Origin of the sequence: Proteus mirabilis ATCC 29906, from assembly GCF_000160755.1 — a bacterium.
Classification (GTDB): Bacteria; Pseudomonadota; Gammaproteobacteria; order Enterobacterales; family Enterobacteriaceae; genus Proteus; species Proteus mirabilis.
The window spans coordinates 66,143-78,791 of record NZ_GG668581.1; the positions used below are offsets into that span (position 1 = coordinate 66,143).

A 12,649-nucleotide genomic window follows, 5' to 3' on the forward strand; every position below is an offset into this window, starting at 1 on the left:
AGTGAGTATCTTTACAAAAACCTTAAAATGGATAATTTAAATACATATTTAGAATATAAAACCTAAAACCAATCTATTTAAGGAATATAAATCCATTAATTAACATTTACTTGATAAACAACTGTTAACCGAATAATAAAGAAAAGCTAATGATAAAGTAAAACTAGGCAAAATTTAGGGGGGGATTGTAACACCTTTGTAATACTTTCCTGTTTTTTTCACCCTTTTTATGTACAAAAAATAACCAATAATAAGATTTTTATGATGTTCTTCACAAAAAATCTCTTTGTAGAAGTCCTTCAGCCTATTTTACATCAACTTTTCATTAACCCACTATTGCTCTGATAGACATTCTTATTTCTGATAATATAATCAAAATTTGGTTTAAATCTGCTATAAAGGGGATGGTATGGGTATTGTTAGCTGGATCATGGCCGGTATTTTTATTGGGCTTGTTTTAGGTGCTGTACTAAAAATAATAAATAAAAACAAAAAGTAACGCGATAAAACAATCATCCATTTATGTTATGGCTGATTTATTTTGTTCCCTTTTCTTTCACCTTACTCGTTATGTTGATCATAAAATGAAAAAACATCTCCTAAAATATCTCCTCATTCCTGTTGCACTACTTACGCTCAATGCCTGTAGTCAACGAGCAACGGTAACGCCAACGCTACCCGCTAAGTTTAATCAACATAATGTGCCTGAATTGTCACAATGGCCAACCACCTTATCACCAAAGGCGAATAATAGTCGGGAGATTTTTGATAAGTATGCTCAGCAGATTTATCAAAAGAGTAACCCTCAAGGGATGGTGATTGTCATGATTAACAATACGCAATCTCTTAATCGTGCTTTTGGTACTACAAGCCCCGATAGCCGTCAAACCCCGTCAATGAACTCATTAATACGTATTGCTTCTATTACTAAATTAATGACGAGTGAAGTGATGTTAAAATTACAAGATGATGGTAAGTTGTTGGTTACTGATCCTCTGCAAAAATATAGTTATTATGGTGTCGATATTCCATTAGTGAACAATCAATCTCCTATTCGTCTTTATCATTTAGCTACCCATACCAGTGGTTTTCCTCGTGAACAACCCGGCGGAAAATGGGGTAGACCGGTTTTTATTTGGCCAACCCATGGCGATCGCTGGAACTGGCTAAAAAAAGCCTCTTTAACAACACCGGCGGGACAATCTGCCTCTTATTCTAATCTGGCTTATGATTTATTAGCAGATGCATTAGTGAAAGCCTCTGGTAAAAACTATCCTCAACTATTAAAACAGTATGTGACACAACCTGCGGGAATGCGTGATACCACGTTAACGCCAAGTAGCACACAATGTCAGCGATTATTAATTGGTTATAGACCCAGCCCTTGTTCTGAGACTATCGCCGCCGCCGGAAGTGGGGGTGTTTATTCTACGCCTGCAGATATGCAACGTTGGATGCAAGGCTTTTTAAACTCAAATAATACGATGAGAAAAGCGACGGCCAGTAAAGAGCAGTCTATTTATTTTCCGCGCCAACGACTATCTTCTATTGAAGGGATGGATGTTGCAGGGCGAGCGGATGGCATTGGCTTAGGATGGGTTTATATGGCGCCTGCCAATGGTGTGCCTGCTATTTACCAAAAAACCGGTGGTGGCGGTGGTTTTAATACCTATATGGCAACCATTCCTGAATTAAATATCGGTGTTTTTGTTGTCATCACTCGTAAAGCTAATGGCACCAAGTTTAGTGAAGTGACTCGAGGTACAAATGCCCTTGTGCGTGCTTTAGCACAAAGTTTTTAACCGAAATAATCAACTTATAAAAAAAGCGCCTTGATTGTTGAAGGCGCTTTTTCTTTAAGCATTGTTAATCGTTAATACTACTTAGCGATTACGCCTCATTAATAACCATAAACTTAATACTAAAAAGAGCATACCAGGAACTAAGGCGGCCACTACGGCAGGAATGCCATATACCAAACTTAATCGGCCTGAAACTTCATTCACAATATAGAACAGAAAACCAAAGGCTATTCCTGTTACCACACGCAGCCCCATAGGTACAGTACGTAATGGGCCAAAAATAAATGACAGCGCCATTAGCATCATCACCGCAACAGAAATAGGCGCAAAGATTTTTTTCCAGAAGTTCAGCTCATAGTTGGCTGATTCTTGCCCACTCTGTTTGAGGTATTTTACATATTGATATAAGCCACTTATGGATAAGGCATCTGGATCTAATGCCACAACACTCAGTTTTTCAGGTGTTAAGCGAGTCTGCCACTCTAAAGATACCTGTTTTTTACCCGTAATTTTTTGTGGCGAAGTAAGATCAGATTGCTCAACTTGTTTTAGTAACCACACTTTTTTATCTGGATCATAAGTGGCACTGGATGCATAACGCACAGTTTCAAGTTTTCGATTATTATCGAAATTATACAGCGTAATGCCTTGCATCTCATTTTGGCTTTTAATACGGTTAATATAGATAAATTGATTACCATCTTTAGCCCACATTCCACGGTTAGTGGACACTAAAGAGTTACCCATGATCTTTTCTGCACGGTAATTACGTGCATATTGTTCACCTTGCGGTGCCCCCCACTCGCCAATTAATACCGTTAACAGTACTAATGGGATCGCGGTTTTCATCACGGAGCCGGCAATTTGCAAACGAGTAAAACCCGATGCCTGCATCACCACCAGCTCACTACGTGTCGCTAATGCCCCTAGCCCTAATAAAGCCCCTAATAAGGCCGCCATCGGAAAGAAGATTTGCACATCTTTGAGGATATTTAAAACCGCATAAATCCCCGCATCTAAGGTCGTAAAATCACCTTGCCCTACTTTGCGCAGCTGATCGACGAATTTGATAATGCCAGACAGTGATACCAGTAAAAATAGCGTCATCAAAATCGATTGCAAAATCGTACGCCCGATATATTTATCTAATACACCAAACATCAGGCAACTCCTTTCTTAAAGCGAGCACGTAGTTTGCGCATTGGTAAGGTATCCCACGCATTCAATAACAGCGCTAAAGCAAAATAAATCCCATTCACTGTCCACATAGCAATAAGTGGGTCAACTTTTCCTTTTTCACCGCTTGAACGCAAGGAGCTTTGTAATAGGAAAAACACCAAATAAAGTAACATCGCCGGCAACATACTTAATACTCGCCCTTGACGTGGGTTGACTTCACTTAACGGCACAACCATTAACGCCATGATCACCACAGAGAAAATTAAGGTTAAACGCCAATGAAATTCAGCGATAGACTCAGGCTCTGTTGAGTGCCACAACTCATTCATGGTTTTTTGTTCGACGCGATTACGGCTAATAGTAGACTCTCGATGGCCTATCACCGCTTGGTAATCGGTAAAATCAGTAATACGAAAATCGCGTAGTACCGCCGTACCTTCATACCGCGTACCCTCGCTAAGTACCACGACTTGGTTACCGTTTGGTAGCTCTTTGGTATACCCTTTATCCGCCACCACAACAGATGGGCGTTGGTTTTGTGTTGGACGCAATTGAGCCAAGAAAACATCTTGGAATTGGTTGCCCTTTACGCTACCGAGATAAAGCACCATATTACGGTCACTGGACATTTTAAATTGCCCTTCCATTAATGCCGCTAAGCTTGGATTGGCTTTTGCATCTTCCAGCACTTGCTCTTGATGTACAGACGACCATGGTATCAACCACACCACATTCCCTGCCGCCAAGACGCTAGTAAGTAATGACAACAATAGTGCTGCTTGCACTAATGCTTTTTTACCTATTCCACAGGCATTCATGACGGTTATCTCACTTTCAACATAAAGTTTGCTGTAAGTCATCAGAAGACCAAGAAAAAGGCTTAATGGTAGAATAAGCTGTGCCATCTCGGGGATCCCCAGCCACAGCAGAGAAACCACAAGGTTTGTAGGAATATTACCTTCTACAGCAGCCCCTAAAATTTCAACCAGCTTTTGGCTAAAGAAGATAAGCATCAAGATAAATAAGATGGCTATCTGACTTTTAAGGGTTTCCCGAGCTAAATATCGAATTATAATCACGCTAGTTATGCCTGTGAAAACTTGTCTTTTTGCAGGAAAATCGCTAACTTCGTTGTATATCTATCATTTGTGCATCTCAGTTAGACATTCTTGCAGCCCAAATGATATCAAAACATGCTATAAACAGGTTCCCAATCAGAACAAGCTTATAAGTTAGCTAAATTAGTTGTGTTCAATTAATGCATTTAGCTTAACATAAAAAGTAAACTTTCTATGGGGTAGATTAATGCGGATCACTATTCTAAACGATACTTTCCGTTTTTGTCTTTAATATTCAGGAGAACGCATGGAGTTTAATGTAAAAAGCGGCAGCCCAGAGAAACAACGCAGCGCTTGTATTATCGTGGGGGTGTTTGAGCCTCGTCGTTTATCTCCGATAGCGGAGCAACTTGATAAAATCAGCGATGGTTACATCAGCGCCTTATTACGCCGTGGTGAACTGGAAGGTAAAGTCGGCCAGTCATTGCTGCTGCACCATGTGCCAAATGTTCTCTCTGAGCGCGTTTTGCTGATTGGTTGTGGTAAAGAGCGTGAATTGGATGAACGTCAGTACAAACAAATTATTCAGAAAACAATTAACACGCTCAATGAAACAGGGTCAATGGAAGCAGTTTGTTTTCTGACTGAGCTACATGTTAAAGGCCGTAATAATTACTGGAAAGTACGTCAAGCGGTTGAGACTGCAAAAGACTGCCTCTATACCTTTGATCAACTGAAAAGTAATAAAACCGAATTACGTCGTCCATTACGTAAAATGGTCTTTAATGTCCCTACTCGACGTGAATTACCAAGCGGCGAACGTGCTATTGCCCACGGCTTAGCTATTGCATCAGGGATCAAAGCCTGTAAAGATTTAGCTAATATGCCACCTAATATCTGTAATGCGGCATACTTAGCCTCTCAAGCTCGCCAACTCGCTGACTCATCCGCGAATGTCTCTACCCGAGTCATTGGTGAAGAGCAGATGAAAGAGCTAAATATGAATGCCTATTTAGCGGTCGGTCAAGGTTCACAAAATGAATCTTTAATGTCGATTATTGAATATAAAGGTAATCAAGATCCTGAATCCCGTCCAATTGTATTGGTTGGTAAAGGGCTCACCTTTGATTCTGGTGGTATTTCAATTAAACCTGCTGATGGCATGGATGAAATGAAATACGACATGTGTGGTGCAGCAACAGTATATGGTGTGATGCGCGTCGTTGCTGAGTTACAACTACCTATTAATGTCATCGGTGTATTGGCTGGCTGTGAAAATATGCCGGGTGGTAAAGCCTATCGTCCTGGTGATATTCTTACTACTATGTCAGGCCAGACTGTTGAGGTATTAAATACGGATGCTGAAGGTCGCTTAGTGCTGTGTGATACATTAACCTACGTTGAGCGCTTTGAGCCTGAGTTAGTTATTGATATCGCCACATTAACAGGGGCTTGTATGGTGGCATTAGGTCATCATTATAGTGGATTAATGTCTAACCATAACCCATTAGCCCATGAATTAATGAATGCTTCAGAGCAAGCGGGCGATCGCGCATGGCGCTTACCTTTAGGCGAAGAGTTCTATGAGCAAATTGAATCTAATTTTGCCGATCTTGCCAATACGGGTGGACGTTTAGGGGGAGCCATTACCGCAGGTTGTTTCTTAGCGCGCTTTGCAAGCAAATATAACTGGGCACATTTAGATATCGCAGGTACGGCATGGCGCTCTGGTAAAGCGAAAGGTGCTACGGGTCGCCCAGTATCTTTACTGTCGCAGTTCTTATTAAACCGCGCAGGTTTGAATAGCGACGAGTAATACCGCATAATTATTAAGGTAAATAGAGCAGACTCATAGAAGGGTATTGCAATGCAATACCCTTCTATTATCGGGATATCATGAAAAACGCCACGTTTTATTTAATGGAACATCCATCAATACATCAAGATTTACAAGCCCATGAGTGGCTTGCTTGTCAACTTGCCGCAGAACATTGGCGTTTAGGCAAACGGGTTTTGCTCGTCTGTGATTCACAGCCACAAGCTGAATTGTTGGATGAAGCACTATGGGCAAGAGAGCCACATCAATTTGTGCCTCATAACCTAGCAGGTGAAGGGCCTCGTTATGGTGCACCTGTTGAATTATGTTGGCCGGGCAAACGGGGCAATGCCCCGCGTGATCTCCTGATTAATTTGCAGTCACAATTTGCAGACTTTGCCACAGCTTTCCATGAAGTGATAGACTTCGTACCTATCGATGAACAATTAAAACAGTTGGCGCGAGAACGATATAAAATTTATCGTAGCGTCGGCTTTACTTTGACAATGGCTACGCCGCCAACCTATTGAATACGTAAAGAATATGGAAAATAAATCCGCACCGAAAGAGCCATCGCTCGATACAACTTATAATCCGACAGAGATTGAACAACCTCTGTATCAACATTGGGAAAAAAATGGCTACTTTAAAGCCAATGGTGATACATCCAAAGAAAGCTTTTGTATTGTGATCCCACCACCTAATGTGACAGGTAGCCTGCACATGGGTCATGCTTTCCAACAAACCATCATGGACACCATGATCCGCTATCAACGTATGCAGGGTAAAAATACCTTGTGGCAAGCGGGTACTGACCATGCAGGTATCGCAACACAGATGGTTGTTGAGCGTAAGATTGCTGCTGAAGAAGGTAAAAACCGCCATGATTATGGCCGTGATGCTTTCATCGATAAAATTTGGGAGTGGAAAGCAGAGTCCGGCGGTAATATCTCTAACCAAATGCGCCGTTTAGGTAACTCCGTAGATTGGGATCGCGAACGCTTTACCATGGATGAAGGTTTATCTAAAGCAGTAAAAGAAGCCTTCGTTCGTTTACACAAAGAAGATCTTATCTATCGTGGCAAACGTCTTGTTAACTGGGATCCTAAATTACACACTGCCATTTCCGATCTCGAAGTTGAAAACCGCGAAGTAAAAGGCTCAATGTGGCATCTGCGTTATCCATTAGCTGATGGCGTTAAAACGGCAGAGGGTAAAGATTATCTGATTGTTGCCACGACTCGTCCTGAAACACTGTTAGGTGATACTGGCGTTGCGGTTAACCCAGAAGATCCACGTTATAAAGATCTGATTGGTAAAGAGGTTATTCTACCTTTAATGAACCGTCGTATTCCTATTTTAGCGGATGAACACGCGGATATGGAAAAAGGCACCGGTTGTGTAAAAATCACCCCTGCCCATGACTTTAATGACTATGAAGTAGGTCGTCGCCATCAACTACCAATGATTAATATCATGGATTTTGATGGCAACATTCGTGTTAGCGCAGAAGTATTAGACACTAACGGTGTTGAATCTGATGTATATAGCACAGAGATCCCAGAAGCCTACCAAGGTATGGAACGTTTTGCAGCACGTAAAGCTATTGTCGCTGAATTTGAACGTTTAGGATTATTAGAAGAGATCAAACCTCACGATTTAACTGTACCTTACGGTGATCGTGGTGGTGTAGTTATTGAACCTTTATTAACTGACCAATGGTATGTCCGTGCAGCACCTTTAGCGAAACCTGCGGTAGAAGCGGTTAAAAATGGCGATATTCAATTTGTACCTAAACAGTACGAAAACATGTACTTCTCTTGGATGAATGATATTCAAGATTGGTGTATTTCTCGTCAACTGTGGTGGGGTCATCGTATCCCGGCTTGGTATGATAACGAAGGTCATGTTTATGTCGGTCGTGACGAAGAAGAAGTGCGTCGTGAAAATAACATTGCTGCCGATGTAGCATTACGCCAAGATGAAGACGTACTCGATACGTGGTTCTCTTCTGCACTGTGGACATTTTCAACCTTAGGCTGGCCAGAAAACACCGAAGCACTGAAAACATTCCATCCAACGAATGTATTAGTGAGCGGTTTCGATATTATCTTCTTCTGGATTGCCCGCATGATCATGATGACCATGCACTTTATTAAAGATGATGAAGGTAAACCACAGGTTCCATTTAAAACCGTTTATATGACAGGCCTTATCCGTGATGAAGAAGGTCAGAAAATGTCAAAATCTAAAGGTAACGTACTTGATCCTTTAGATATGATTGACGGTATCACATTAGATAAACTGTTAGAAAAACGCACTGGTAATATGATGCAGCCACAAATGGCTGAGCGTATTGCTAAACGCACCAAAAAAGAGTTCCCAGAAGGTATTGAAGCACATGGTACTGATGCTCTGCGCTTTACTTTAGCGGCGTTAGCTTCTACAGGGCGTGATATTAACTGGGATATGAAACGTCTGTCAGGTTACCGTAATTTCTGTAACAAATTATGGAATGCCAGTCGTTTTGTACTGATGAATACAGAAGATCAAGACTGTGGCTATCAAGGTGGTGAGATGACATTCTCATTGGCTGATCGCTGGATCTTAGCTGAATTCAATAACACCATAAAAGCCTATCGTGAAGCGTTAGATAATTATCGCTTTGATATTGCTGCCGGTATTTTATACGAATTCACTTGGAACCAATTCTGTGACTGGTATCTTGAGTTATCAAAACCGGCGGTTCATAAAGGTAATGATGCTCAAAAACGTGCTGCTCGTCATACCTTGATTGAAGTATTAGAGGGTCTGTTACGTCTTGCTCATCCAATTATTCCATTTATTACAGAAACTATCTGGCAACGCGTTAAAGAGGTGAAAGGCATTGAAGGCGAAACCATCATGCTTCAAGCTTTCCCTGAATTTGATGCGTCACTAGTCGACGAGCAAGCACTTAACGATCTGGAATGGATCAAAGAGGTTATCGTCGCAGTTCGTAATATCCGTGCAGAAATGAATATTGCGCCAGGTAAACCACTGGATGTTATTTTACGTGGTGCGGATGAAACGGCTAAACGTCGCGTCAGTGATAACATTGGTTTCTTAAAAGCAATGGGTCGCTTAGCGGATGTTCGCCCATTAGCGGAAGGTGAAGAAGCACCATTATCGGTAACTAAACTGGTGAGCGGTGCAGAGCTGTTGATCCCAATGGCCGGCTTTATTGATAAAGATGCAGAGCTTGCCCGTTTAGATAAAGAGCTTGAAAAAGTAGAGAAAGATATCACTACATTAGACAGCAAATTATCAAACGAAGGCTTTGTTAATCGCGCACCTGAGGCTGTTGTCGCCAAAGAGCGTGAGCGTTTAGCATCTTGTTTAAATGCTAAAGAGAAGCTGATTGCCCAAAAAGTCTCTATTGCTGCGTTATAAGTTATTGCACCATTAATACTAAAACCCGCATTGATTGCGGGTTTTAGTTTATTTTTAACACCTAATATCGTTACTACTTAAGATATAGGTTTATCACTAAACCTAAAAATAAAACATTTTTTCACTATATTGTGACTCGTTTTGCAGTGAAATAGTGCTATATAATGCCTTTTCTCTATTATTCTCGCTCTAATGAAATAGATATTTGAAATATATCTCTACCAACAAATACCCTAATCATATAAATAAACAGGCATAACAGTTTACAATCCTATTTAATCAATTAAGATGTTTTCAGTGGCCCTCAGTGCTACTTTCAATGAAGAAGTTCCTTTCCGGTGCTCTCTCAATACATTATCAAAAAATATTCTACTAATAAGTAAAACGATGAGTGCAACTATGACTGCAAACCCTAATGCAACACAAAATATTATTATCAGAGCCATTGAAAAAAGAGATAACGCCGGCATTGCACGCGTTATTCGTGAAGTTTCCGCCGAGCATGGCTTAACAGCGGATAAAGGATTTGCAGTAGCTGATCCGATTTTAGATACCTTATTCGAAGTTTATCATCAACCTCGCAGCGCTTACTGGGTGGTAGAAATGGATGGCGAAATTGTTGGTGGTGGTGGTGTCGCACCTCTTGCAGGTGGCGATGGGGAGACTTGTGAATTACAGAAAATGTATCTCTCTTCTAAGTTACGAGGAAAAGGAATTGCGAAAAAAATTGTTCAGCAATCTCTTGAGTTTGGTAAGCAACAAGGCTTTAGTCGCTGCTACTTAGAAACTACTGATATTTTAAAAGCAGCAATTGGTCTATATGAAAAATTAGGCTTTGAGTTTATTGATAAAGCATTAGGTAATACAGGCCACAGCGACTGTGAAATTCGTATGCTGAAATCACTTTGATATTTCTTATAACCATGTATCTACATGCTGTATAGATATAAACGCCCGCATATTTAATGCGGGTTTTTTGTTATCTCACAATAGCACTTATCAATATAAAATGAATTTATCTTAATGGTATAAAAGAGCGATATTTTACAGCTATTTTTAATGATTAATCTATATTTAAATTATTAGCAATCTATTTCACATTAAATATTTATCTTAAATTTAATAAAAAAACACAAGTTTAATTTATTTCTCATTTTACTCTAGATAATCATATTTCACATCTTAAATAAAATATTTTTTAGTTTCTGTTCTATTTTAAAATTCCTATTTTTTTATATTGCTATTTATAGATAATTTAATATCTTTATGCACAGAAAGTCATGCTGTGGCTTTTAACATTCTAAAATTAAAAAGGAATTTCTTATGAAAAACTTTGTCAAAATTGCACTTATTGCTTCTTTTGTTACCGTAATGACTGGTTGTACTGGTAGTGTTTACAACAAAGAAAAAGATTGTAACTACGACTATTTATTACACCCAGCAGTATCTATCTCTAAAATTATCGGCGGTTGCGGCGATACTAATAAATAATATATAGTTTTATGAATAAACTACATTCTGAGTTATTTTTATAAAGCAGAATGTGGTTTTTATTTTGGAAAATAATTAATAATAATTTTAAAATCATTTTTCCTGTTAGGCTTTTCTACTTATCATCTCTGACTTTTTTACCTTAAAAAGATCATTCATTTTTTTTGAATACCATCAACAAATTCCCCCTATTTTGTTTATAGAGCGAACAATTTATGATCATACTCATTAAGAAATCGCGATAACTTGTATTACCTCCTTCTGTGTCTGGGTTATTGCGGTTTCTTTCCTTAATCAGGAGAAACATCATGACAATGAGACAGGTAAAACAAATTTATTCAGCACCTAATCCACATTGGGTTGGTAATGGCTTTTCTATGAGCACAGTATTCTCTTATAAAGAGAATGCAGAGCAATATAGCCCATTCTTATTAATGGATTATGCTGAACCTACATTATTTAAGCCTGTTACTAATGCGCGTGGTGTTGGGACTCATCCCCACCGTGGATTCGAAACGGTCACTATAGCTTATCAAGGCGAAGTATCTCACCATGATTCTACTGGTCATGCCGGTACAATTGCTGAAGGTGATGTGCAGTGGATGACAGCCGCTTCAGGTATTTTACATAAAGAATATCACTCTGAAAAAATGACGAAAGAGGGAGGTATGCTTGAAGTCGTACAACTGTGGGTTAATTTGCCAAGCGCGTATAAAATGGCACAACCCCGTTATCAAGCACTAAAAGCGCAAGATATTCCTCATGTGCAATTACCTAATGCACAGGGCTATGTCCGAGTCATTGCCGGTGACTATGCAAATACATCTGGTATTGCTATGACCTATTCCCCTTTAAACCTGTGGGATGTGCGCTTAAATCATGCGGGTACTTCACACTATGCTATCCCTGAGGGACATAATGCGATGCTATTTGTCGTTAAAGGTGCGATACATCTCAATAACAGTGATATTGTACGTCAACATGAAATCGCAATATTAGATACCCACGGTGATACCCTAACATTAGGATCCATGGGAGATGCTATCGTATTAATATTAACGGGTGAGCCCATTAATGAGCCAGTAGTAGGACAAGGGCCTTTTGTCATGAATACACAACAAGAGTTATTACAAGCTTTTGATGACTATGACAATGGTAAGTTTGGTATGATGGATTAGCCATTTAAAAAATACCCGTCACAAAAAGAATTTGTGGCGGGTGTTCTTTTTTGCACCTAAAGACTGGTACATTGGGACAACATATAGCGCCAATTAGTGCAGACGTGATGACTTATCAGACTCGCTTTCGTCATCTTCATTTTCGCCATCTTCGTCATCGTACTCAGCGTCTGGATCTTCAAAATAAGTTCCCCAGCCGTCGTAATAGACACCCATTTTTTCCGCTAAATTCATTAACTGTTCTACTTGCGCATCAATCAGTTCAGCATTTAGACCACTTTCACTAACCGCATCAAAGCAGACTAAGATCTCACCTGATTCAATTTCAATTTCTTCAGGCTCGGTGACTTCATAACCTAATTTAAAAACTTCAACAGCCGCTTTTTCTAACGTTTCAAAATTTTCACATGAAATGTGGTGTTCAATTGCGTACAGTGCATCGGGATCACTGCCATCTTCGAGTAATTCTTCAATAATAAGACGTGTTTCTTCACGTTGTTCTGCTAGCTCTTTGCTGTCCGCCATAATTCCGCTCCGCAATAGTCTGAAAGATATCTTGGTTATTCTCCCACAGGGGGAATAAACACTCCATAGTTAATTTGACATCCTCCACGCCCTACAGAACGTGGATCCCTACTGCGTTCAGACTGATGTCTGAATCACCTCGGCGGGTTCCTGCTTCGACGGGCGGCC

The 12,649-nt window shown here is 40.0% G+C and carries 10 protein-coding genes; 7 read left to right on the plus strand and 3 right to left on the minus strand.

The features are described 5' to 3' along the window. Window positions 1–584: 584 nt before the first annotated feature. Window positions 585–1,802, plus strand: coding sequence for a D-alanyl-D-alanine-carboxypeptidase/endopeptidase AmpH (gene ampH / locus HMPREF0693_RS14115; protein ID WP_036900676.1), 1,218 nt, complete (start codon window positions 585–587; stop codon window positions 1,800–1,802). Between the two features lie 81 nt (window positions 1,803–1,883). On the opposite strand, the gene lptG is transcribed toward ampH, so the two are convergent. Together lptG and lptF are read right to left on the minus strand one after the other, a co-directional pair. Next, window positions 1,884–2,963, minus strand: a complete 1,080-nt coding sequence (gene lptG, locus HMPREF0693_RS14120) for an LPS export ABC transporter permease LptG (RefSeq protein ID WP_004246180.1) — start codon at window positions 2,961–2,963, stop codon at window positions 1,884–1,886. Further along, window positions 2,963–4,060 (minus strand): LPS export ABC transporter permease LptF, encoded by a 1,098-nt coding sequence (gene lptF, locus HMPREF0693_RS14125; protein ID WP_004249580.1) that lies wholly within the window; start codon window positions 4,058–4,060, stop codon window positions 2,963–2,965. Before lptF ends, lptG begins: the two co-directional genes overlap by 1 nt. 286 nt (window positions 4,061–4,346) lie before the next feature. On the opposite strand from lptF, the gene pepA reads away from it, so the two are divergent. From pepA to HMPREF0693_RS14155, 6 genes are all read left to right on the plus strand, one after another. Continuing rightward, window positions 4,347–5,855 carry a leucyl aminopeptidase gene (gene pepA / locus HMPREF0693_RS14130; RefSeq protein WP_004246183.1) on the plus strand — a complete coding sequence of 503 codons (1,509 nt, stop codon included), beginning with the start codon at window positions 4,347–4,349 and terminating at the stop codon, window positions 5,853–5,855. Between the two features lie 80 nt (window positions 5,856–5,935). Next, window positions 5,936–6,385 (plus strand): DNA polymerase III subunit chi, encoded by a 450-nt coding sequence (locus tag HMPREF0693_RS14135; RefSeq protein ID WP_004246185.1) that lies wholly within the window; start codon window positions 5,936–5,938, stop codon window positions 6,383–6,385. Window positions 6,386–6,398: 13 nt separating this feature from the next. Continuing rightward, window positions 6,399–9,287, plus strand: a complete 2,889-nt coding sequence (locus tag HMPREF0693_RS14140; protein ID WP_004246187.1) for a valine--tRNA ligase — start codon at window positions 6,399–6,401, stop codon at window positions 9,285–9,287. Between the two features lie 399 nt (window positions 9,288–9,686). Then, entirely contained in the window at window positions 9,687–10,196 is a 510-nt protein-coding gene (locus tag HMPREF0693_RS14145; protein WP_004249583.1) for a GNAT family N-acetyltransferase, read from the plus strand. A 414-nt stretch (window positions 10,197–10,610) separates the two neighbouring features. Then, window positions 10,611–10,778, plus strand: coding sequence for a YhfL family protein (locus HMPREF0693_RS18655; RefSeq protein ID WP_004246189.1), 168 nt, complete (start codon window positions 10,611–10,613; stop codon window positions 10,776–10,778). A 308-nt stretch (window positions 10,779–11,086) separates the two neighbouring features. Next, entirely contained in the window at window positions 11,087–11,956 is an 870-nt protein-coding gene (locus HMPREF0693_RS14155) for a pirin family protein (protein WP_004246191.1), read from the plus strand. A gap of 93 nt (window positions 11,957–12,049) precedes the next feature. On the opposite strand, the gene rraB is transcribed toward HMPREF0693_RS14155, so the two are convergent. Next, the gene (rraB, locus tag HMPREF0693_RS14160; protein WP_004246194.1) at window positions 12,050–12,481 is read right to left on the minus strand and encodes a ribonuclease E inhibitor RraB; all 432 of its coding nucleotides are present in this window, start codon (window positions 12,479–12,481) and stop codon (window positions 12,050–12,052) included. Window positions 12,482–12,649 lie beyond the last annotated feature (168 nt).

Bases quoted from the DNA above. Each gene is read 5' to 3' on its own strand.
- pepA (WP_004246183.1), top strand. From the start codon at position 4,347: ATGGAGTTTAATGTAAAAAGCGGCAGCCCAGAGAAACAACGCAGCGCT.
- HMPREF0693_RS18655 (WP_004246189.1), top strand. From the start codon at position 10,611: ATGAAAAACTTTGTCAAAATTGCACTTATTGCTTCTTTTGTTACCGTA.
- HMPREF0693_RS14145 (WP_004249583.1), top strand. From the start codon at position 9,687: ATGACTGCAAACCCTAATGCAACACAAAATATTATTATCAGAGCCATT.
- HMPREF0693_RS14140 (WP_004246187.1), top strand. From the start codon at position 6,399: ATGGAAAATAAATCCGCACCGAAAGAGCCATCGCTCGATACAACTTAT.
- rraB (WP_004246194.1), bottom strand. From the start codon at position 12,481: ATGGCGGACAGCAAAGAGCTAGCAGAACAACGTGAAGAAACACGTCTT.
- HMPREF0693_RS14135 (WP_004246185.1), top strand. From the start codon at position 5,936: ATGAAAAACGCCACGTTTTATTTAATGGAACATCCATCAATACATCAA.
- HMPREF0693_RS14155 (WP_004246191.1), top strand. From the start codon at position 11,087: ATGACAATGAGACAGGTAAAACAAATTTATTCAGCACCTAATCCACAT.
- lptG (WP_004246180.1), bottom strand. From the start codon at position 2,963: ATGTTTGGTGTATTAGATAAATATATCGGGCGTACGATTTTGCAATCG.
- ampH (WP_036900676.1), top strand. From the start codon at position 585: ATGAAAAAACATCTCCTAAAATATCTCCTCATTCCTGTTGCACTACTT.